At 73.9% G+C, this 20,781-nt stretch carries 16 protein-coding genes; 10 read left to right on the top strand and 6 right to left on the bottom strand.

The features are described from left to right. Positions 1-230 precede the first annotated feature (230 nt). A complete protein-coding gene (locus ABZ857_RS27175; protein WP_357047643.1) occupies positions 231-6,089 on the bottom strand; it encodes a TIR domain-containing protein in 5,859 nt (1,952 codons plus the stop codon). A gap of 77 nt (positions 6,090-6,166) precedes the next feature. Between ABZ857_RS27175 and ABZ857_RS27180 the strand changes: the two genes are divergently transcribed. The 6 genes from ABZ857_RS27180 to ABZ857_RS27205 all read left to right on the top strand — a co-directional run bounded on the left by ABZ857_RS27180 (position 6,167) and on the right by ABZ857_RS27205 (position 11,912). Then, complete coding sequence (locus ABZ857_RS27180; RefSeq protein ID WP_357047646.1) at positions 6,167-7,357, top strand: SLC13 family permease; 1,191 nt, start codon at positions 6,167-6,169, stop codon at positions 7,355-7,357. A 120-nt stretch (positions 7,358-7,477) separates the two neighbouring features. Then, positions 7,478-8,089 carry a biotin transporter BioY gene (locus tag ABZ857_RS27185; RefSeq protein ID WP_357047649.1) on the top strand — a complete coding sequence of 204 codons (612 nt, stop codon included), beginning with the start codon at positions 7,478-7,480 and terminating at the stop codon, positions 8,087-8,089. A 7-nt stretch (positions 8,090-8,096) separates the two neighbouring features. Beyond that, the gene (locus ABZ857_RS27190) at positions 8,097-9,470 is read left to right on the top strand and encodes an AMP-binding protein (protein WP_357047652.1); all 1,374 of its coding nucleotides are present in this window, start codon (positions 8,097-8,099) and stop codon (positions 9,468-9,470) included. A 1-nt stretch (position 9,471) separates the two neighbouring features. Then, positions 9,472-10,635 (top strand): thiolase family protein, encoded by a 1,164-nt coding sequence (locus ABZ857_RS27195; RefSeq protein ID WP_357047655.1) that lies wholly within the window; start codon positions 9,472-9,474, stop codon positions 10,633-10,635. After that, on the top strand, positions 10,636-11,310 hold the full coding sequence (locus ABZ857_RS27200; RefSeq protein ID WP_357047658.1) for an ABC transporter ATP-binding protein: 675 nt from the start codon (positions 10,636-10,638) through the stop codon (positions 11,308-11,310). Beyond that, complete coding sequence (locus ABZ857_RS27205) at positions 11,307-11,912, top strand: energy-coupling factor transporter transmembrane protein EcfT (RefSeq protein WP_357047661.1); 606 nt, start codon at positions 11,307-11,309, stop codon at positions 11,910-11,912. The genes ABZ857_RS27200 and ABZ857_RS27205 overlap by 4 nt, the downstream gene beginning before the upstream one ends. A 101-nt stretch (positions 11,913-12,013) precedes the next feature. Here the strand turns inward: ABZ857_RS27205 and ABZ857_RS27210 are convergent, their stop codons facing one another. Genes ABZ857_RS27210 through ABZ857_RS27220 form a run of 3 tightly spaced genes read right to left on the bottom strand, consistent with a single transcriptional unit; the run spans position 12,014 to position 14,516 of the window. Then, positions 12,014-12,856 (bottom strand): inositol monophosphatase, encoded by an 843-nt coding sequence (locus ABZ857_RS27210; protein ID WP_357047664.1) that lies wholly within the window; start codon positions 12,854-12,856, stop codon positions 12,014-12,016. Beyond that, positions 12,829-13,482 (bottom strand): hypothetical protein, encoded by a 654-nt coding sequence (locus ABZ857_RS27215; protein WP_357047667.1) that lies wholly within the window; start codon positions 13,480-13,482, stop codon positions 12,829-12,831. The genes ABZ857_RS27210 and ABZ857_RS27215 overlap by 28 nt, the downstream gene beginning before the upstream one ends. After that, positions 13,479-14,516 (bottom strand): hypothetical protein, encoded by a 1,038-nt coding sequence (locus ABZ857_RS27220; RefSeq protein WP_357047670.1) that lies wholly within the window; start codon positions 14,514-14,516, stop codon positions 13,479-13,481. Before ABZ857_RS27220 ends, ABZ857_RS27215 begins: the two co-directional genes overlap by 4 nt. A gap of 241 nt (positions 14,517-14,757) precedes the next feature. Between ABZ857_RS27220 and uvrB the strand changes: the two genes are divergently transcribed. The 4 genes from uvrB to ABZ857_RS27240 all read left to right on the top strand — a co-directional run bounded on the left by uvrB (position 14,758) and on the right by ABZ857_RS27240 (position 19,716). Further along, entirely contained in the window at positions 14,758-16,869 is a 2,112-nt protein-coding gene (gene uvrB, locus ABZ857_RS27225) for an excinuclease ABC subunit UvrB (RefSeq protein WP_357047672.1), read from the top strand. A 642-nt stretch (positions 16,870-17,511) separates the two neighbouring features. Then, positions 17,512-18,060 (top strand): hypothetical protein, encoded by a 549-nt coding sequence (locus ABZ857_RS27230; RefSeq protein WP_357047675.1) that lies wholly within the window; start codon positions 17,512-17,514, stop codon positions 18,058-18,060. Positions 18,061-18,332: 272 nt separating this feature from the next. Next, positions 18,333-18,923 (top strand): hypothetical protein, encoded by a 591-nt coding sequence (locus ABZ857_RS27235; protein ID WP_357047678.1) that lies wholly within the window; start codon positions 18,333-18,335, stop codon positions 18,921-18,923. Positions 18,924-19,110: 187 nt separating this feature from the next. Beyond that, a complete protein-coding gene (locus ABZ857_RS27240) occupies positions 19,111-19,716 on the top strand; it encodes a DUF4126 domain-containing protein (protein WP_357047681.1) in 606 nt (201 codons plus the stop codon). 25 nt (positions 19,717-19,741) lie between these two features. Here ABZ857_RS27240 and ABZ857_RS27245 read toward each other — a convergent pair whose 3' ends face one another. Together ABZ857_RS27245 and ABZ857_RS27250 are read right to left on the bottom strand one after the other, a co-directional pair. After that, entirely contained in the window at positions 19,742-20,059 is a 318-nt protein-coding gene (locus ABZ857_RS27245; protein WP_357047684.1) for a Uma2 family endonuclease, read from the bottom strand. Positions 20,060-20,085: 26 nt separating this feature from the next. Then, positions 20,086-20,781: an acyltransferase gene (locus ABZ857_RS27250; protein WP_357047686.1), complete on the bottom strand. Its 696-nt coding sequence runs from the start codon at positions 20,779-20,781 to the stop codon at positions 20,086-20,088.

Here is a 20,781-nt window from a genome sequence, read left to right on the forward strand (position 1 = left end):
ACTGGGCCCCCGAGCACTGCGCCTCCGAGCACTGGGCCCCCGACGGCCGAGCCCCGAGCACTGAGCCTCCGAGCACTGAGCCTCCGAGCGCCGAGCCTCCGAGCACTGAGCCTCCGAGCACTGAGCCTCCGAGCACTGCGCCTCCGAGCACCGAGCCTCCGAGTACTGCGCCTCCGCGCACCGGGCGCTGCGAGGACAGCGCCCTGCGAGCACTGGGCGTGGACTGCCGGTCAGAACGGCTCGTCGAGGGCCAGCCGTCTGACCTCGGGCAGGTATTCGTCCAGCTCGCCGGGCTCGAACCGGCACATGCCGATCGCGTACCAGAACTGGCCCGTCACGTCGCCTTCCAGCTTGTACAGCCCGCCGGGCGAGAACGCGGCCCATCCCTCCGGCAGGCCGAGCAGCGTGGCGCGGCGTTCGCGTGCGGGGACGTCCCAGAGGATCACCACGCCGTCGTCCCCGGCGCTGGCGAGCAGGTCGCCGGAGGGATGGAACGCGACCGACCAGATGCGGCGGCCGTGACCCGCGAGGGTGTCGACGCGCGCGCCGGAGGCCGGATCCCACAGGTGGACGGCGAGGTCGTCCCCGGCGGTGGCCAGGAGGTCACCCGAGGGGCTGAAGGCGGCCGTCCACAGCCGCCCGCCGCCGGCGAGCACGTGCAGGCACTCGCCGGAGGCGACCTCCCACAGGCGGGCGGTGCCGTCGTTGCTCGCGCTCGCCAGCAGGTCGCCCGAGGGGGAGAAGGCCACCGCGTACACCCGGTCGTCGTGGCCGCTCAGCGTCGCCGCCCACTGGCCGGTCGACGCGTCCCACAGCCGCACGTTGCGGTCATCGCAGCCGGTGGCCACGAGCCTGCCGTCGGGGCTGAAGGCGATCGACCTGACGCGACCCCGGTGCCCGGCGAGGTTGGCGACCTGCCGCCCGGAGGGGCGATACCACAGCCGGACGCTGTCGTCGTCGTTGGCGGTGGCCAGCAGTTGCCCGTCGGGGCTGAACGCCTCTGCCCACACATGGTCGGTCTCCACGTTGAGCTCGCGTTCGTACGTCCCTGCCACCGGGTTCCACAGGTAGACGCCGCCGTCGTTGCTCGCGGTCGCCAGCAGCGGGCCGGCCGGGCTGAAGACGGCCGACACCAGCCGGTCGGCCGCCCCGGTGAGCGAACGCAGGCCGCGGCCCGTGACCGGGTCCCACAGCCGTACGTAGCCGTCGTTGCCGCAGGCGGCGAGCATGCCGCCGTCGGCGGAGAAGCGGACCGACGTGATGCGGCGGCCGTGGCCGCGCAGCGTCTGGACGCACTGACCGGTGTGCGGATCCCACAGGCGGGCGGTGCCGTCGTTGCTGCAGGTCGCGAGCTGCCGGCCGTCCGGGCGGAACGCGAACGGCCACACGGACCCCCGATGCCCGGTCAGCTCGGCACGCGCCTGGCCCGTGCGGTGGTCCCAGATCCGGACGACCCCGTCGCTGTCGCCGGTCGCCAGCAGCTCGCCCGTGGGATCGAACAGGACCTGGTAGACGGCGCCGCGGTGCCCGGGCAGGCTGCCGGCGGCCGTGCCCGTGACCGGGTCCCACAGCCGTACGGCTCCCTCGGTGTCGCCGGAGGCGAGCAACCGGCCCTCCGGATGGAAGGCGAGGGAGTAGATCCGGCCGGGGTGACCGGTGAGCTCGTGCAGGGCGGCGCCGGTGCGGGGGTCCCAGATCCGCAGCACGCCCTGCCCGTCCCCGGCGGCCAGGTGGGTGCCGTCGGGGCTCAGGACGAGCCTGTAGACGGCTCCGCTGTGGCCGTGCAGATGGTGGCGCACCTGCCCGGTGGCGAGGTCCCACACGCGGATCGCCCCCGTGCTGTCGCCGGTCACCAGCAGCCCCGGCAGGAACACGGCCGTGTAGATCGGGGCGGTGTGGCCCGGCAGCTCCCACGCGAGCCCTCCGGACGCCCAGACCCGCATGACACCGTCCGCGCCGCCAGCCGCGACCATGTCACCGGAGGTCACCACGGGCCACACTCCCTCGGGATGGCCGCGCAGGACGTGCGAAAGCTCTCCGGTGGCCGGGTCCCACACTCGCACGGTCCCGTCGCTCGCGCCGGTCACCAGCCCGGCCTCGCCGTAGGCGACCTTGTAGACGCGGCCCCGGTGACCCTGCAGCGTGCGCAGGGCGGACCCGGTGACGCTGTCGCAGACCAGAACCCCGCCGTCCTCCCCGCCCAGGGCGAGCACGCCGCCGTCGGGGTGGTAGGCGACCGGTTCGGGCAGGCGGCTGCTCTCGAAGTGGTAGCCGTACGGCACGCCGACGACGGCGGGGGCCAGCTCGGCGCCGACCTGCCCGCCGTCCGTCCGTGTCCTCGCGGGTGTCCTCGCGGGCGTCCTCCCGGCTGGGACGGCGGGCGCCACGGCCGCGCCGCGCAGCTCCGGCGCGTCCCGGGGGACGCCGGTGACGGCGATCAGCGCGGCCCGGTCCCAGCGGCTGCCCTCGATGGCGACGTCCCGCAGGTCGGCGCGGGCGAGCCGGGCCCGGGTGAGGTCGGCGCCGCGCAGGTCGGCCCCCACCAGCACGGCCTCGTCCAGCCGCGCCCCGGCCAGCCGGGCGTCCCTGAGCACCGCGTGGGACAGGTCGGCCCCGACGAGCCGGGTGTCGGTCAGGTCGGCGCCGGTGAGGTCCACGCCCTGCAGCTCGCGGTAGGACAGGTCCTCGCCGCTGAGCCTGGCTCCGCGCAGGTCGGTCCTGGCCGAGGTGCGCAGCCGGGTGGTCACCTTGATGGCGTTGGCCCGTGCGACGTCGCCGGAGTCGGGGGAGGCGAGTGTGCGGGCCGCCCACGCCTGCAGCCGTGACGCGTCGGCCAGGTCGCACAGGAAGTCGACGGCCAGCGCCGACAACGGCCGCAGGCCCAGCCCCGGAGCGCGGCCGGTGCCGAGCGACTCCGCGAGGTGCCGTGCCACCAGCCATTCGACGACCGAGGCGTGGATGAACCCGAACAACCCCTCGTCCGTGCGGACCAGCAGGCTGCCGGCTCCGACGGCGTGCGCGGCCTGCTCGGGCGTCAGCTGCGCGGCCCCCTGCACTCCCGCGATCCCGGCGCCGTCCGCGTCGGGAAGGCGGTACGGCGCCTGCCCGGGCCCTGCCTGTCCGGATCTCACCTGCTGGGATCCCGTGTCCGGAGTCTCTGGGCCGGCGCCGGGCCCGTACGGCGCGCGGCTGTGCGCGTCGGCGGCCAGGCCGGTGAGCGTGTCGGCGACCTCGGCCAGCTCCGCCGGCCGCAGGTAGGTCTCGCCGGTCTCCCACAACCGCAGCGCGAGCGTGGTCGCCGCCCGCCACAGCTCCTCGCGGGTCAGCCCGCCGGGGGCCCCGGCCACGCCGCGTACGCGCTCCTCCTCGAAGGCCAGCCACGTGTCGAGGATCTCCTGGTAGAGACCGGCGGCGCTGATCGCCTCCCCGGCCTGGGCGACGGCGCGCAGCCTGTCGGCGGGCAGGTCGGCGATGAAGCTGAGCATGCGGGGGTTGTGCGCCAGGCCGAGCAGGTCGGCGATGCCGGTGAGCAGGGCCATCCGGTCGTCGGCCGCCTGCTGCGAGCCGTACCGGTTGACCAGATACGCGCGGATCTGCTCCTCGGTGAACTCCTCGATACTGAGCACCCGGCGGTTCGGCAGCAGGCCGACCTTCTCCCCGAGGGCGGTCATCACCTGGCTGCGCGACTTGAAGTGCTGGGTGCGCCCGGCCACGACGATCTTCGCCTTGTCCTCCGCCGCGCGCAGCAGGGTGTCGAGGTGGTCGGCCGCCCGCTCGTACGTCACTCGGGTGACCAGCTCGTCGAAGCCGTCGAACAGCAGCACGATGCGGCCCTGGCGCAGCATGTAGTGGAACGCCTTGAGGTCGATCAGCTCCTCGCCGTGGTTGGCGAGGTGCGCCGCGACCAGCCCGGCGACCGAGTGCGCCTTGTCGAGGGCGCGCAGCTCGATGAGGATCGGCGTGAGGTGCGGCAGCTCGGCGGGAATGCGCCTGGCCACCTCGCGTAGCGAGAACGTCTTGCCCCGGCCGAAGTCGCCGAGCACGAGCACGAACCGCCCGTGGTCGGCCGCGAGCAGCCGCATCAGCTCGCCGGTCAGGTCGTCGCGTACCTCGCCGCCGGTGCGGTCGAGCTCCCGGAACCGCTGCGGCACGTACAGCTCCGGCGGGTAGCGGCGGTCGCCGCGCAGCCTGGCCGTCTGCCCGGCCACATAGGACGACAGATCGAGCAGGCCCTGGAACTCGGTGAAGCTGCGCAGCCGCAGCCCGCGCCGCAGCGCGTCGTCGCGTAACGTCCGGGACGGTTGCGGCCCCTGGTAGACCAGCTCGGCGGCGTGCTCCAGCCCCGCCGCGTGGACGTGACCGAGGAACGCCTCGACCCGATCCTGGTCCAGCTCCCCGGCGTGCGCGCCGATCAGGACCTGGCGGACGAACCCGTCCTCGGGGTGGGTGACGAGCAGGCGCGGCGGGTCGCCCGCGACGCGGCGGATCTTGGCCCGCTCGAAGCGGGTCTCGCAGACCTCGGCGATCCGGTCGAGCAGCAGGTCGGCCGGGCCCGCCGGCTCCTCCGGCTCCCGCGCCGGCGGCTCTGGAGCCGCCGCGGCGGGGGTCTGCGGCCGCCAGCCGCGCCAGCCGTACGGCTGGACCTCGGGGTCGCCCAGCTCCGGCCGGTCGCGGGTCCACCGGCGCAGCCCCTCGGGTGTGAGCTGGAGGATCTGGTGACGGCCCGGGGCGAGCGCGGGCACGCACGGCAGCCCCTCCAGATCCCAGACCTCCTCCGGGCCGCCGGCCCGGGGGCCCCGCCCGTGGACGAGCAGGTCGAGCCGGGATCCGAGCAGCCGTTCCAGGGTGGCGGCGTCGCGTAGGCCGGGACGCGGGGGATGGGCGACGACGCCGATCCGCAGCCAGCCCTCGAACGGCCGCAGCCGCTCGGCGAACCACGCCGCCTGGGCCTCGCCGACGAAGCCGTGGTCGTCCTCCTCGCGGTGGCTCATCGCGATCGTGGAGTTGATCCCGGCGACGACAGTGCGCAGCTCGGGCAGCTCGAACAGCGTCCACGGCTGGGCGCTGTCGAAGGCCGGGCCGTCGAGGCCCTGGTAGAGCTCGCCGAAGAGCGTGGAGAAGTGCCGCCACTTCGGCCAGTACGGCGGCTGCGGGCGCACGTCGTCGGCCTCACAGGTCGCGAAGTAGGCCCGGCAGGCCGCCTTGGTGACGTCGCGCGGCCCGGGGACGACCACCAGCCGTCCGGGTTCCAGCCCCAGCAGCACGCGCAGCCCGGTGAGGAACGCCAGCGCCTGCTCGCACTCGCGGATGCTGCCCGACTCGGTGAGGTCTCCGGTCACCACCAGGAGGTCGGGCCTGGGCACCCCGGCGTCGGCGAGGCGGGTCAGGTCGGCCCACACGCTCGCCTGCAGCTCACCCGCGTCCAGCGGCTCGTCCGCCTCGGCGAGGCCGCGCCCGAACCGCGGTCCGGCGACGTGCAGCACGGTCACCGAGGACGCGCCGCCCGCGCGCTCGGCCGTCGGGAACGCCGGCTCGGCGGCCGGGGTGCGCCGGGCCCGGGGCACCCGTACGGCGGGGGGCGCGGGGTCGGCGGAGGGCTGGAGAGACTGCGCCCCCGGGCCTGCGGGGAACCGAGGTGGCTCGGATGGCTTCGCCCGGCCGGCCAGGGCCTGCCGGATCCGGGTCAGCAGCAGCCGCCGCGCCTCGTCGGGGTCGGTCACGCCGAGGAGGTCCACCCAGGTGATCGTGGACAGCAGGCCGTCGAGCGGGCAGTCCTCCAGCCGCACCGTCACGAGCTTGTTGGACGGGTTGTCGGGATCGGCGCGCAGCGCCGCCTGCCATTCGAGCCTGCCGTAGCGGGAGCCCAGGTAGTTGCGGGTGAGCACCGCGACGACCAGGTCGGCCTCGCTGACCCCGCGGTCCATGAAGTCGATGAAGTTGGTGCCCGGCACGAAGTCCCACGCCTGCAGCATCGTGCGATAGCCGGCGGCTTCGAGTTGCCACGCGATCCACGTCGCCCACCGCTCGTCGGCGGGGGAGTAGCTGACGAAGATCTCGGTCCGCGCGTCCCCCCGCCCCGTGTGCGTCATGGGCCCAGTATTCACGCTGCCACCGACGGTTTGGAGGGGTTCGATCATCTCGGCGGGCGGCGAGATAGGGTGTGCGCGTGGCGACCGGGCTGCGGAGACTGAGCGTTCTCGACTGGATCAGGTTCGGACTGCTCGCGGCGGGCCTGGTCTTCGTGGCCACCGGCCTGCTGCCGGCCGAGGAGGCCAGGGACAGCGTCGAACGCATCGCCCCCCTGCTGCTGTTCCTCGGCGCGGTGATCGTGCTGGCGGAGCTGACCAAGGAGGCGCAGGTCTTCGACGTCATCGCGACCCGCATCGCGATCGTCGGCCGGGGGAGCTACGCCGTTCTCTTCCTGTTCTGCACGGCCTTCGCCTCGCTGGTAACGATCTTCCTGAACCTGGACACGACGGCCGTCCTGCTGACGCCGGTCATGCTGGCCCTTGCGCCGCGCGCGAAGATCGCGCCGCTGCCGCTCGTGATGACCACGGTCTGGCTGGCCAACACCGCGAGCCTGCTGCTGCCGGTCTCCAACCTCACGAACCTGCTCGCCATGAACCGGGTCGCGCTGACCACGCAGGAGTTCGCCGCGCGGATGTGGGCGCCCCAGGCTGTGTCGATCGCGGTGACGATGGCGTTCCTGTGGACGTTCTACTGGCGGCGCGGCGAGCGGGGCGAGGACCGCTACGTGCCGCCGCCTCCGGTGCCGGTGGCCGACCGGGTGCTGTTCGGCGTCGCGGGGGCGGCATGCCTGCTGTTCATCGCCGCGCTCCTGGCGGGCGTGAAGATCGAGGTCGCGGCCCTCGTCGCGGCGGTCGCGGTGGTCGCCGCCTTCGCCTGGCGCGACCGCGCCAGGCTCGTGTGGGGCCTGATCCCCTGGCGGCTGCTGGTCTTCGTCACCGGGCTGTTCCTCGTGGTCCCGGCGCTCAGCCGCCTCGGCCTGGCCGACATCATGCGCGCGCTCGTCGGCGTGGGCGGCGACGGGGACGGCGCCTACCGCGCGGCCGCCACCGGAGCCGCGCTGTCCAACGTGCTCAACAACCTCCCGGCGTACGTCGCGGGCGAGCAGGTCGTTCCCGCGGCCAACCACACGCAGTTGCTGTCGCTGCTCGCGGGCACCAACCTGGGCCCGGTGATCACGCCCTGGGGGTCGCTCGCGACGCTGCTGTGGTTCGAGTGGTGCCGACGGGGGGACGTGCGGGTGCCGCTGGCCAAGTTCGTCGCCACCGGCGCGGGCCTCGCCGTGACCGGCCTCGCCGCGACCGTGACCGTCCTGATTCTCACGGCCTGAGCTCCGTCCCAGGTCGAGCGGCCCGGACCGCCCGGCTATGGGCGGCGCTGAGAACGACACGGCGAAAAGTTGTGGGAATCCTCATGCGCCGAACGGAGCGTCTTGGTATGGGATCGATCCGTGACAGATGAACAGAGTCCGCCGCGGCGGCGCTTCCCCGCGGCCGACGTCGCCAGGGTCAGCGTCTTCGCCGCGCTGATCGCCGTGCTCGGCATGCCGGGCGCGCTGAACATCTTCGGCGACGCGGTGCCGATCACGTTGCAGACACTCGGCGTCATGCTCGCCGGGGCGATCCTCGGCACGTGGCGGTCCGCCCTCGCCGTCGTGGTCCTGCTCGTGCTGGTCGCCGCGGGGCTGCCCCTGCTGGCCGGCGGACGCGGCGGGCTCGGCGTCTTCACCGGGCCCTCGGCCGGCTTCCTGATCGGCTGGCTTCCCGGCGCGGCCCTGACCGGGTGGATCGTCGAACGCGGCGGACGCACGCCGTCCACGGTGCGGCTGGTGACCGCCTGCCTGGCCGGCGGCGTCGGCGTGGTCTACCTGTGCGGCATCCCCGTGCAGGCCCTGGTCACCGGGCTGTCCCTGGGCAAGACCGCGCTGCTCAGCGCCGCCTTCCTGCCCGGCGACCTGGCCAAGGCGGTGCTGGCGTCGATCGTGGCGCGGGGCACCCAGCGGGCCTACCCCGACGCGGTCCCCGCGGTGCATCGCGAGCGGCTGCGGGCAGGGGGGCGGTGACGCGCCCGTGCCGGTAGCCGCGCAGGTCATGCGGCACGCCGCCGCCCGCCCGGACCGGATCGCGGTGTCCGGGCCCGGAGGCGACCTCGGCTACGCCGAACTCGCCGCCCGGGCCGGCCGCGCCGCCCGCCGTATGGCCGACGAGGGCATCGGGCCCGGCGCGCTCGTCGCGGCCGGCCAGGCCGACCCGGTGGCCCTGCTCGTCGCCGTGCTCGCCGCCGATCTGGCGGGAGCCACGCCGCTGCTGTGCGACCACGCCTGGAGCGAGGAACGGCGGGCGCAGGTCATGGCCGCGGTGCCGGTCGCCGCCCGCTTCGACGCCCCGCTGCCGGAGGCGGACGGCCCGCCCGTACGGCACCGCCCCGCGCCGGACGACCTCACCTGGGCCTGCTTCAGCTCCGGCAGCACCGGCAGGCCCCGCGCCGTGGTGCGCAGCCGGGCCTCGTGGACCGCGTCGTTCGCCCACCTGGACGCGCTGACCGGGATCGGTCCCGACGACGTCGTGCTGATCCCCGGCCCGCTGGTCTCCTCCCTGTACGGCTTCGCCGCCGTGCACACGCTGGCGACGGGCGCGACCGCCGTGGTCCCCGGCCGGTGGTCCCCGTCCCTGCTGGCGGATCAGTTGCGGCGGGCCACCGTGGTCCACGTGGTGCCCCACCGCCTGCCGGCCGTGCTGGACGCCCTGGAGAAGGCCGGAGGCCCGCTGCGCACGGCCGTGGTCGGCGGGGCCGCTCTGGACGCCGCCGCCAGGACCCGGGCCGCGGCGGCCGGAGTGCGTGTGGTGTCCTATTACGGCGCCACCGAGCTGTCGTTCGTCGCCGTGGACGCCGACGGCGCCGGGCTGCGGCCCTTCCCGGGCGTCGAGATCGACGTCAGGGTGCCGCCCGGGCAGGCCCTCGGCGAGGTGTGGGTGCGCTCCCCGTGGCTCTGCGAGGGTTACCTGGCCGGTGCGACCGGCCCCCTGCGGCGGGACGACGGCGGCTGGATGACGGTCGGCGACCTGGCCGAGCCGCACCGGCCCGGCGAGGTCCTGCGGCTGCGCGGCCGGGGCGACGGCGCGATCCAGACCGGCGGCGCCACGGTGGTGCCCGAGGACGTCGAGGAGGTGCTCAGGAAGGTGCCGGGAGTGGACGACGTGGTCGTGGTCGGCACGCCGCACCCCTACCTGGGCGCCGTGGTCACCGCGGTCGTCGAGGGCGGGGGCGTGCCGAGAGCCGCGCTGGAGGCGACGGCGCGCGCCGAACTCGACCCGGCGCAGCGGCCCCGGCGCTGGTACGCGGCCGGGTCCCTGCCCCGGACCCCCACGGGCAAGCCGGCCCGCGGCCTCGTCGCCTCCCGTCTCGCCGCCGGCGACGACCCCGGCCTGCGGCGGCTCGACTGAGATGGACGAGCACGCGGTCGTCGTGGCGGCCCGCCGCACCTCCATTGGCACGGCCGGCCACGCGTTCCGGACCCTGACGGCCGACCGGCTCGCAGCGCCCGTCATCGAGGCGGTCGCCCGCGACGTGGCGCACCTCGGCGTCCCGGTGGACGACGTGGTGCTGGGCAACTGCACGGGCCCCGGGGGCAACCTCGCCCGGGTCTGCGCGCTGGCCGCCGGGATGGGCCACGAGGTGCCCGGCGTCACCGTCGACCGGCAGTGCGGCAGCGGGCTCGCCGCGATCCTGCTGGCCGCCCAGGCGGTCCGCTGCGGCGAGGCGGAGCTCGTCGTCGCCGGGGGCGTCGAGAGCGCCTCCACCGCGCCGCTGCGGGTTCGCCGGCGGGAGGGCGAGCCGGGCGTGCCGTACGAGCGGGCGCCGTTCGCCCCGGAGGGGCACCCCGACCCGGACATGGGCCCGGCCGCCGAGGCGCTCGCCGCCGCGCGCGGCGTGACCAGGGAGCGCCAGGACGCGTACGCCTGCCGGAGCCACGCGCGGGCGCTGGCCGCCCGGGACGCCGGACGGTTCATCCGCGAGATCGTCCCGATCGGCGGCCGGACGGACGACCAGCGCCCGCGCGTGCTGCGGCCGCAGTCGCTGGCCCGGCTGCCCGCCGCGTTCGTGCCGGGGGGTACGGTGACGGCCGGCAACTCCTCCCCGGTGAGCGACGGAGCCGCCGCCGTCGCGGTCGTGCCCGAGCGGCTGCGCGCGGCGGCCGGCCTGCCCGGTCTGCGCCTGCTGGCCGGCGCCGTCGCCGGCTGCGACCCCGCGCTTCCCGGGTGGGGACCGGTGCCCGCCGTACGGCGTGTGCTGCGGCGGGCCGGAGTGGACCTGGAGAGGGTGGCGGCGGTGGAGATCGTGGAGGCGTTCGCGGCGCAGGTGCTCGCGGTCACCGACGCGCTCGGCCTCGATCCTCTCGGCGCGGACGCCGACCGCGTGTGCGCCGACGGTGGCGCGCTCGCCCTCGGCCATCCCTGGGGCGCGAGCGGTGCGGTGGTGGTGACCCGGCTGTTCAGCCGGCTCCTCGGGTCTGGGGTCGGGGCTGGGGCGCCTCCCGGGACGCTGGGCCTGGCGGCGGTCGCGGTCGGCGGCGGTCTCGGGATCGCCGCCCTGTTCGAGGTGGTGTGAGTGATCCGGCTGGAGGACGTCCATGTGCGGCTCGGGCAGCGGGAGGTGCTGCGCGGCGTCACGGCCTCGCTGACCGAGCGCCGCGTGGGCGTGGTGGGGGCCAACGGCTCGGGCAAGAGCACGCTCGCCCGCCTGGTCAACGGCCTGGTCCTGCCGTCCTCGGGCACGGTGACGGTGTCCGGGCTCGACACCCGCCGCCACGCGGCCCGCATCAGGCGTGGCGTGGGGTTCGTGTTCACCGACCCGGACGCGCAGATCGTCATGCCGACGGTGGCCGAGGACGTGGCCTTCTCGCTGCGCCGCAAGGGGCTGACGCGCGAGGAGGTCGAGCGCCGGGTGCGGGAGGTCCTGGAGCGGTACGGCCTGGGGGAGCACGCCGACCACCCCGCGCATCACCTGTCCGGCGGCCAGAAGCAGCTGCTCGCCCTCTGCTCGGTCCTGGTGCTCGAACCGGAGATCCTGGTCATGGACGAGCCGACGACGCTGCTCGACCTGCGCCACTCCCGGCAGGTCGCCGCGCTGCTCCGGACCCTTCCGCAGCAGGTGGTCGTGGTCACCCACGACCTCCCGATGCTGGAGGACTTCGACCGCGTGCTGGTGATCGACGAGGGGCGCATCGTCGCCGATGCCGAGCCCGCCGCCGCGATCGGCCACTACAGGAAGATGATGGCGTGAGCGGGCTCACCGGCGCCTACGTGCCCGGCGGTTCGCTCCTGCACCGGCTGCCCGCCGGGGCCAAGCTCGCCGGGCTCGCCGTGTCCTGCACCGCGCTCCTGCTGCTGCGCTCGCCCGCGGCGCTGGCGGGCGCCGCGGCCGCCGTGGTGCTGCTGTACGCCGCCTCCGGGGTCGGCGTCGCGGCCGCCTGGGCGCAGGTGCGGCCCGTCCGCTGGTTCGCCGTGGCCCTGTTCGGCGTGCAGCTGGTGTTCGCGGACCTGCCCACGGCGGCGTCCTCCACGCTCCGGGTCGTGCTCGCGGTCGCCCTGGCCGGGCTGGTCACCCTCACGACGCGCACCAGCGCGCTCATGGCCTGCCTGGAGCGCTGCCTCGCCCCCGCCAGGTTCGCCGGCCTCGACCCGTTCCGCCTGTCGCTGCTGCTGTCCCTCACGCTGCGCAGCGTGCCGGTGATCGCGGATCTGGTCACCCGGGTGCGCGAGGCCCAGCGCGCCAGGGGAATCGAGCGGAGCCCGCGTGCCTTCGCCGTCCCGCTGGTGGTGGGCGCCCTGCGGCACGCCGACGCGCTGGGCGAGGCGCTCGCCGCCCGCGGACTGGACGACTGACGGTGACGGTGGAGTCGTGTGCCTCCCGTCAGTGCGCGTCGCGCGGAGGCTGATCGGCTTCGGGTCCTCGGCCGGATCCGCCGGCCCGGAAGGGCCCCGGGTCACACCGCCGGCAGGGCGGGCGCCAGGCGGCGGGCCTCGGCGACCAGGTCGAGCAGGTCGCCGACCAGGGCGGGCGGCGCGGCGACGAAGCTGCGGTCCTCGGGCGGGCCCTCGGCGGACGCCTCGAACGGCCCGCCGTCGAGCCCGCGGATCTCCACGCCGGCCTCCCGGGCGATCAGGGCCCCGGCGGGCAGGTCGAGCCCCTCCGCGCGGTAGCCGATCATGCCGTCGATGTCGCCGCGCGCGAGCATCGCCCAGCACAGCAGCGGCGCCCAGAGCTGGAGCACCCGCCGGGCGCGGGCGTCCATCGTCATCTTGAGCGACCGCGCCACCGGGTCCCGCCGGGAGACCCCGTGGCCCTGCGTCCAGGCCAGCACCGGCCCGTGCGGGAGGTCGCGGCGCGGCGGCCCGGTCAGCGGCCCCGCCGGTCCGCGGGCCCCGGCCCCGCTGACGGCCGACCAGGTGCGGCCGGAGAGCGGCTCGTGGACCACCCCGAGCACCGGGTGGCCGTCCGCGCACAGCGCCAGGCCCACGACGTACGCCGGAAGGCCGATCGCCACGTTGTTCGTGCCGTCGAGGGGGTCGACCAGCCAGGTCCATCCGCCGCCCGGACGGTCACCGCCGTGGACGCCCGACTCCTCGGCCACGATCCGGTGGGAGGGGAACTCGGCCCGGATGCGGTCGAGGATCAGCTTCTCGGCGGCCAGGTCGAGGTCGGTCACGACGTCGCCCGATCCGCCCTTGTCGTGGACGGTGACCGCTCCCGGCGCGCTCTCGCGCAGCACGGCCCCGGCGGCCAGGGCGGCCTCGACGGCTACCCGCCTGGCGTGTTCGAGGTCCACAGGCTCCTCCTGGCGAGCTCGGCGGCACGTGCGGTCTCGGCGTCGTCGAGGCGTTCCCGCCTGACGTGGTGGAGGGGCGTGGCGAGCGGCCCGAGCGACAGGTCCCCGAGGTCCGGCCGCCCGCGGCCGAGCGCCACGGTGGCGGCCTCGCCGTCCTCGGGGATGACGCTGCTGTGGAAGGCGCCCGCGACGAGCGTGTAGGTGTCCCCGGCGCCGAACAGCTCGGCGCGTCCCGGGGTGTACGCCACGGTCCTCTGGGTGGGGCGGATGACGTCGCCCGACGGCGTGCTGACCACCTCGAAGACGCGGTGTGTGGGGGACCGGGTGGTGTCGGTCACCACGGCGTGGATGTTGCGCACCTGGCCGTACAGGACGTGGCTGACCAGGTCCCAGCTGTGGCAGTGGACCTGGGAGGTGGTGCTGCGGGCGCGGCGCGCGGCGGCGGTCCACACGTGCACGCACACCCCGAGGTCTCCCTCGCGGACCAGCGGCAGGCAGAGGAACCCCAGCGGGTGCCGCACGCCCCGCACGCCCGAGCCACCCTCTGCGATCTCGCCGAGCACGTCGAGGGCCCACTCGCGGGCGCTTCCGCCGGCGAGCACGTCGAGCACGTCCCGGTACCTCATGGCGCGTACGGATCCTTGGCGCGCAGCGCCTTGCGGGTGACCTCGACCACGTCGCGGTCGGTGAACGACTTGGGCAGGGGGAGGTCGACGCGGTCGAACAGCCTGCGGACCTCCTCGACGGTCGGCTCGTCGCTCAGCGGCACCGACCGGTAACGGTCGATCGCCACGCGGCGGGCCTGCTCGAAGCTCGTGCGCAGCTCGGTGCCGCAGCTCTCGTAGAAGAACGAGCCGCTGAAGGCGATGATGGCCCGGTTGGGGTCCTCGGACGTCATGATCAGGGCGCGGCCGGACATGTCCCAGCGGAAGGTCGTCATGACCGGTGAGAGCCCCACCGCGATGTCGAGCAGGCCGTACCGCTGGCGATACCAGAACGCGGCCAGAACGCTCGCGTACGACTCCTTCCTCGCCCGGTCGGTCGTCCACAGCTCACCGGTGCCGTCCGGGCGGTCCGACAGCGACCTGCGGTAGTGCGCGTAGCTCTCGCACACCGCCTCGTCCGTCGGGTCGATGATCTCCAGGCGGACCGTGAGGTGCCGCTTCTCACGCCGTGCGGCGGCCACGCACTCGGGCAGCGTGACGGCGCGCATGTAGGTGCCGGTGCCGCCCTTGAACGTCCAGCGGTCGGTGCCCCGCCGGGCATCCGCGTGCGCCTGCGCGATCTCGTGCTGACTGCCCAGGATGCGGATGACCGCCATGTCCTCCAGGGCCCGGCGGGTGCCCGCGACCAGGCCCTCCAGCTCGTCGAGGCGGTCCAGGCGCTCGGGCAGCCGCGAAAGGACGCCGGAGGTGGCGTGCATGGCCTCCTCGACGGGCTCCTGCCGGGCCCGGTCGCGCAGCAGCGCGGTCGCGACCAGGGCCAGGACGACCAGTGTGGTGCCGCTGACGAGCTGCGACTTCACCTCGTCGGGGATCACGCGGTCGGGCAGCACGCCGAGCACGCCCACCGCCACGGCCAGCACGAGGGCGATGGCCCCGTCGACGTTCTTGGCCGCCCACGCGAGCGACTGGCCGACGGCACTCCGCAACCCCGCCATAGGTCAGCCCCGCCATCCCGTCAGTGTCGGCCCCCGACTCGAATCGTAACGACAGGGTCATGTTCCGGCAAAGGGTTCGCCGGGGCAGGGCGCGGCGACCCGGAGGCGGGGGCGGAGCGGGCATCGGGACCGGAATTGTCGGTGACCGCGCGTAGGTTATGGAGGTGAACTGGAGCGGACGCGAGCCTGTCTGTGCGGCCGCCCGCGCCGGTGGACGGGGCGAGTGAGGAGCTGAGCGGCGATGACATCCATGATGGACCTGCAGCGGAAGGTCGCGCCCTTCCAGGTCGTCACCGACATGACGCCGTCCGGCGACCAGCCCACGGCGATCGCGGAGCTGGAGCGCCGGGTCAGGGCCGGTGAGAAGGACACGGTCCTGCTCGGCGCGACCGGCACCGGCAAGACCGCGACGGTGGCGTGGCTCATCGAGCGGGTGCAACGCCCGACGCTGGTGATGCAGCCGAACAAGACGCTCGCCGCCCAGTTCGCCAACGAGCTGCGCGAGATGTTGCCGAACAACGCGGTCGAATACTTCGTGTCGTACTACGACTACTACCAGCCCGAGGCGTACGTCCCGCAGAGCGACACCTACATCGAGAAGGACTCCTCGATCAACGAGGAGGTCGAGCGGCTGCGCCACTCGGCCACCTGGTCGCTGGTGTCGCGCCGCGACGTGGTGGTGGTCGCCTCCGTCTCCTGCATCTACGGCCTGGGCACGCCACAGGAGTACGTCGACCGGATGGTCGGGCTCAAGGTCGGCCAGCAGATCGAGCGCGACCAGCTGCTGCGGCGGCTGGTCGACATGCAGTACACCCGCAACGACCTGTCCTTCACCCGGGGCACGTTCCGGGTGCGCGGCGACACGGTCGAGGTCATCCCGGTCTACCAGGAGCTGGCCGTCCGCATCGAGATGTTCGGCGACGAGATCGAGAAGCTGGCGACGCTGCACCCGCTGACCGGCGAGGTCGTGGGCGAGGACGAGGAGCTGCACATCTTCCCCGCCTCCCACTACGTGGCCGGTCCCGAGCGGATGGAGCGGGCCATCGCCGGCATCGAGGCGGAGCTCGCCGAGCGGCTCGCCGAGCTGGAACGGCAGGGCAAGCTGCTGGAGGCCCAGCGGCTGCGCATGCGCACCACCTACGACATCGAGATGATGCGCCAGGTCGGCACCTGCGCCGGGATCGAGAACTACTCGCGGCACATCGACGGCCGTGAGGCGGGCAGCCCGCCGCACACGCTGCTCGACTTCTTCCCCGACGACTTCATGCTCGTGCTGGACGAGTCGCACCAGACCGTCCCCCAGATCGGCGCGATGTACGAGGGCGACGCCTCGCGTAAGCGGACGCTGGTCGACCACGGATTCCGCCTGCCGTCGGCGATGGACAACCGCCCGCTCAAGTGGGAGGAGTTCCTGGAGCGCATCGGGCAGACCGTCTACCTGTCCGCCACGCCGGGGCCGTACGAGCTGGGCCGCAGCAAGGGCGAGGTGGTGGAGCAGGTCATCCGCCCCACCGGCCTGGTGGACCCCGAGGTGATCATCAAGCCCACCAAGGGCCAGATCGACGACCTCATGGAGGAGATCCGGGCCCGGGCGGAGCGGGACGAGCGGGTCCTGGTCACCACGCTGACCAAGAAGATGGCCGAGGACCTCACCGACTACCTGCTCGACAACGGCATCCGGGTCCGCTACCTGCACAGCGAGGTCGACACGCTGCGCCGCATCGAGCTGCTGCGCGAGCTGCGCATGGGCGAGTTCGACGTGCTGGTCGGCATCAACCTGCTGCGTGAGGGCCTCGACCTGCCCGAGGTGTCGCTGGTGTCGATCCTCGACGCCGACAAGGAGGGCTTCCTGCGGTCGGAGACGTCGCTGATCCAGACGATCGGCCGCGCGGCCCGCAACGTGTCCGGCCAGGTCCACATGTACGCCGACAAGATCACGCCCAGCATGGAGCGGGCGATCGAGGAGACCAACCGGCGCCGGGCCAAGCAGATCGCCTACAACGAGGCGCACGGCATCGACCCGCAGCCGCTGCGCAAGAAGATCGCCGACATCCTGGACAGCCTCGTCCGCGAGGACGCCGACACCGCGCAGCTTCTCGGGGGCGCCGGGCGGCAGCAGTCGCGCGGCAAGGCGCCGGTGCCGGGCCTCGCGTCCCGCGGGGCGGGCCAGCACGCGAAGGCGATCGCGGGGGAGATGCCGCGCGCCCAGCTGGAGTCGCTGATCGAGTCGCTGACCGAGCAGATGCACAACGCCGCCGCCGACCTGCAGTTCGAGGTGGCGGCCCGGCTGCGCGACGAGATCAAGGAACTCAAGCGCGAGGTCCGCGACATGCGCGAGGCCGGCGTGAAGTGACGCCGTGAAGTGACGCCGTGAGGTGACGGCGTGAAGTGATGGCGCGACGACGGTGCGGTGACCATGCCTGACCGCATGCCTGACCGCATGCCTGACCGCATGGCGGGCGCTCATGGCCGGGCGGTGGCCGTGCCTAGTCGTGCGAACCCGCCGGATTGGTGCGAGTCGTGCGGCGAGCGCGATCATGGTCGGCCCGTGACCTGGCGGTGAGTGCGGATCACACACCGGTAACCGCCAGGGACGCGCCGGGCCGGGCGAGCCTTTCGTGGCCGGGCGGTGACCTGCGCTACCGCCGTAACGGCCCGGGACGATACCGACGGCCCGGGGCGAGCCGCGCAGGCGGCATGGCCCCGGGCCGTCGCCCGTGCCGCGGGATCTCGAATTCGACAGGTTCTAGTGAATTGTGCGCGAGAACCGCTGGTGGGTGAAATGCGGAAACCGGTTTGATTTTCGCGGCATTACCCTGCCGGAAACGCTGTCGGCGGTGAGGAAATGAGCGGGGTGCGGGCTCCGAACCCGGTTGACCTGGTCTGTTGCGGGGAAGGCAATCGTCGGTGCGTGGATTCATGTCCACGCGTCAAGGGAGCGGCTTGTTCGAGCGGCTCCCGCCGAGCGAATCCGTCTGTGGCAATCGGGGAATTCATGCGTTCGACGACCATCGCGTCCAGCCCTGCCGCCCGCCTCGTGCTCACCGCCGGGTCGGTGACCGCGCTCCTCGCCGGTTGCGGCGAGGCTCCGGCGCGGTCGTTCGCCACGGTGCCGGTGAGCCGGCCGGTCACGTTCGCCCCGGCCTCGCCCAGCCGGTCCGCGACGCCCGCACCGTCGCCGGTGCCCAGCCCGTCGGCGACGCCGAGCGACCTCGCCGGGTGCCGGGACGGCGACTGCGAGGCGCGGGTGCGTGAGGGCGACGGCATCCCGATCGACCCGAGGCTGGGCGTGGACGAGATCACCGTGGTGGGCCTGCGGGGAGACGCCGTCAGGCTCGCCTTCACCGGCACCTCGACGGTCGTCGACGGCGCGAACATCAGCATCAGCCGGAACTGTTACAACGACCGCTGCCGGGTCAGGGGAGCGGTGACGACCAGCACGAGCAGGCCGGGCCGCATCGGCGGCGTCGACCTGCGGCTCGCACGGGTCGAGGGCGACAGCGCCCTGTTGGTGCTCCAGCCGGCCGGTGAAGAACGGCAGTGACTCCGTGAGTTCCTCGCGGCGAGGTTGAGCGCGGCTCGGTGGGCGGCCCGGTGGGCGGCTCGGCGCGGGAGCGCCGGTGCTGCTGATGGCCCCCGGCGGTGTAGCCGAGGCGGCCGAGCTCGCCGCCCGGGTCCCGCCCGGCGGGGTGAGTGTGTGGGCTCGGCGACCGAACCGCTGCGCGCTCTGAACGCCGTGGGAGGGGGCGGAAAACCGGTCGCCGTCTCCGCGGGCCCCGCCTAGCCTCGTGCAGGAGGGGTCCAACCCGGGAGGTCATGATGCGACCTGCGGTGGGCGAGCCACTGCGTCGGTGCCCGTCCTGCGGCGGCTGGGAGTACGGCGGCGCTCCCGAGTGCCCGCGGTGTGCGGACCTGGTCGACGCGATCGTGGAAGAGGGCTGGCGGGACTTCCTCCTGCGCGAGTTCGGTGCCCGTGTCCCGTCCGCCGACGAGCGGGCGATCGCCGAGATGGTGGCCGACGAGCCGGACCGGCATGACTGGCGCGTGGTCGATGCCGCGCTCGACCGCCTGACCTGCGACGAGTGCGACGGTCCGCTGGGCCGCCGGGCGGGGTGCCCGCGTTGTGACGTCGTGCACGGCATGCGTTACGTCGCCAGGGAGACCGACCGTCCCGGGGTGCCGCCGGGCAACGAGCACGCCATCCGGGTGAACGTCTCGGTGGTCCGGCGGCCCGAGGGCATCTCCGCCCCCGAGGTGCTCGCCAGACGCCTGCTCCTGCCCGCCATGCTGACCGGCTTCCTCCCCACGAGAGAGCAGGCGCAGCGTTTTGGCGCGATCGCGAAACGGGAAGCCTGCTCCGAGGACCTCGCCACGGCGATCGACGAGCTCGCCGCCGCGACAGGCTGACCGCCTCCGGGCATCGACCGGGCGGCAGGCCAGGAAGACCGCGCTGAGCCGGCGGCCCGGTGGCCGCGCCCGGCTCATGCCCCCCGGGTGTCGCAAGCCCGATTCGCGGTAGTAACCGGGGACACGGCGCCGGAGCCGTCCGTTGAGGGGGAGGCGGGATTGTCCCGCCGGCCGGAGGAGGTTGCTCATGTTCGCGGCGCTCACCGGGCTCGGACTGTCGACCGCGGCCGGGCTCAACGCGTACATCCCGTTGCTGCTCGTCGGCGTGCTCGCACGGCTCACCGACGCGGTGCGGCTGCCGGCCGAGTACGCCTGGCTGTCGGACACCTGGGTCCTCGCGATCGTCGCCGTGCTGCTGGTCGCCGAGTTCGTCCTCGACAAGGTGCCCGTGGTCGACCACGTCAACGACATGATCCAGACGGCGGTGCGGCCCGCGTCCGGCGGCGTGGTCTTCAGTGCCACCGCGGCCGCGGCGAAGATCGACAACTCGGCGTGGATGGCCGAGCATCCGGCGGTCGGCTGGCTGCTGGGGATCGCCGTCGCCCTCGCCGTGCACGTGATCAAGGCCACGGCGCGGCCGGTGGTGAACGCCGGCACGGCGGGCGTGGGCGCGCCGGTCGTCAGCACGGTCGAGGACGTGGGCTCGCTGGGCATGAGCCTGATCGCGATCTTCCTGCCCGTCCTGGTGGTGGTGGCGCTGGCCGTGCTGGCGTTCGTGGCCTGGCGGCTCATCCGCAGGGTGCGGCGCTACCGGGCGGCCCGCCGCGCCCGGGCCGCCGCGCCGCCCGGCTGACCGGCGGGTCACTCGAAAGGCTGGGTCAGCCGATGAACCGGCTCAGGTCCAGGTCGATGTCCACGTCGAAGCCGACGTAGGTCATGAGGCGCTTGCGGTGGATCCCGGTCGGCACGTACGCCTTGACGCTCGGCTCCAGCTCGAACGTGTACGCGACCGCCTGCTCGTCCTCAGGCTCTATCCGCCAGAGGTATTTGATGCCGGCATTGGAATACTTGATCGGCTTCGTCACCCTGTCCCTGTCCGCCGATTCGGGAGACACCACCTCGACGACGAGGTGGACGTCCTCCGGCTTGAAGGACGTCGTCTTGAGGTTGGGCAGCGCTCCGCGCTCGACGATCAATTCTGCGAGGGATTGCCGGCGTACGGTCAGGCTGTACGTGACCCGTGCTCGGATCGGGTGCGGGCATCGGCGGGAAGGGGAGGGGCGAGGCGGGCGGCCGAGGGGCTGTGCCAGCCGAGGTCGGGGGAGTGCCGCCGGACGATCTTGGCGGGGACGCCGGCGATGACCGAGTGGTCGGGGAACTCTCCGCGCACCACGGCGCCGCCCGCGACCACCGACTGGCGGCCGATGCGCGTGCCCGGCAGGATGATCGCCCCCGTCCCGATCCAGGATCCCGAGCCGATGGAGACCGGCTTGTTGCGCGGCCACTGCCGTCCGATGGGCGTCTCGGGGTCGTCGTACACGTGGTTCTGGTCGGTGATGTAGACGTAGGGGCCGGTGAAGACGTCGTCGCCGATGTCGATGGACTGGTGGCCCACGATGTGGCTGCCCCTGCCGATCGAGCAGCCCCGGCCGATCCGCACGATCGAGTCGGGCCCGAGGTCCACGCCGGGGCCCATGCCGGCGGAGATCGACACCCGCTCCCCGACGAGCGTGTGCGGGCCGATCTCGATCCACTGCTCGCCGAAGATGGCGCCCTGGGGGAAGGACAGGCACACTCCCTCGCCCATGCTGCGGAACCGGTAGCCGCCCGGGGCGGCCGGGCTGATCGCCGCGGCTTCCCGCACGTAGGCCCAGCCCCGGTGGACCAGACGGCCGACGGCGCGCTTCACGAACGACAT

The organism is Microbispora sp. NPDC046933 (assembly GCF_040644635.1).
Lineage (GTDB): Bacteria > Actinomycetota > Actinomycetes > Streptosporangiales > Streptosporangiaceae > Microbispora.